Annotated in this window: 1 protein-coding gene; it reads left to right on the top strand. The window is 61.8% G+C overall.

Annotated elements, in window-relative coordinates:
• Window positions 1-58: 58 nt before the first annotated feature.
• Window positions 59-1282: an IS256 family transposase gene (locus ACYQ7X_RS17430; RefSeq protein WP_459698342.1), complete on the top strand. Its 1224-nt coding sequence runs from the start codon at window positions 59-61 to the stop codon at window positions 1280-1282.
• Window positions 1283-1324 lie beyond the last annotated feature (42 nt).

The raw sequence follows: 1324 nt of genomic DNA, 5'->3' as shown, positions 1-1324 counted from the left end.
TGGGGACTATCCGGAATTTCGTGTGTGATTGGCATAATGGGTAGAAAGGGAGCCGCATATGGCACGACGGAAAGCACCGGCGATCCCGGACGATTTGCTGGACCAGCTGCTAGCTGGCGGTGACGCGGCGACAGCGCTGAATTCGGGGGATCTGGTGAACGCGCTGAAGAAGGCTCTGGCGGAGCGGGTTCTGAGCGCGGAGATGGACTACCACCTTGGCGATAGCGCCGAGGCTGAGAACAGCCGCAACGGCTATGGCCGCAAATCGGTGTCGACGGGCACGGGGCAGATCGAGCTCGCGGTTCCGCGCGATCGTGCGGGTAGCTTCGATCCACAGCTGATCGCCAAATACCAGCGCCGGTTTCCGGGCTTCGATGACAAGATCATCTCGATGTACGCACGCGGCATGAGCACCCGGGAGATCGCGGAACATCTGCGCGAGATCTACGGCATGGATGCCTCGGCGGAGCTGATCAGCACGATCACCGACGCGGTGCTCGACGAGGTGACGACCTGGCAGCAGCGGCCGCTGGATCCGGTCTATCCGCTCGTTTTCTTCGACGCCATCAGGGTGAAGATCCGCGACGAGGGCGTGGTCCGTAACAAGGCGATCCATATCGCTCTGGGCGTCATGGCCGACGGGACGAAGGTCGTGCTCGGGATGTGGATCGAGCAGAACGAGGGCGCCAAATTCTGGCTGCGGGTGATGAACGAGCTGAAGAACCGCGGCGTCGAGGACATCCTGCTGGCCGTGGTCGATGGCCTCAAGGGGTTCCCGGAGGCGATCACGGCAGTCTTTCCCGAGACGATCGTGCAGACCTGCATCGTCCATCTGCTCCGGAATTCGATGGATTTCGTGTCCTACAAGGACCGAAAGGCGGTCGCCACCGCGCTCAAGGACATCTACCGGGCCGTGGATGCGAAGGCCGCCGAGGCAGCGCTCGCCGCTTTCGAGGCCGGCCCATGGGGCCAGAAATACCCTGCCATCGGCCAGAGCTGGCGCCGCGTATGGCAGGAAGTCATCCCTTTCTTCGGCTTTCCGGGCGAGGTCCGACGGATCATTTATACAACGAATGCCATCGAGGCCCTGAATTCCAAACTGCGTCGAGCGATCCGGGCGCGTGGCCATTTCCCCAGCGATGAGGCCGCGGCAAAGTTGCTCTATCTGATCCTGAACCGCTCCGAAAAAGAGTGGGTGATGCCGCCTCGAGAATGGGCTATGGCAAAGGCTCAGTTCGCCGTCATCTTCGGCGATCGCTTCGTAAGGGCCATGGCGGCCTGATGTTCAACCGCCGCCCATACACGGAATTCCTGACACTGCCGT

The organism is Acidisoma sp. C75 (assembly GCF_054665095.1).
The sequence above is the reverse complement of the archived record's forward strand: the minus strand, read 5'-3'. Positions and strand labels throughout refer to the sequence as shown.

What these genes read in the sequence shown, in the direction of transcription:
- ACYQ7X_RS17430 (WP_459698342.1), top strand. Translation starts at nt 59, where the DNA reads ATGGCACGACGGAAAGCACCGGCGATCCCGGACGATTTGCTGGACCAG.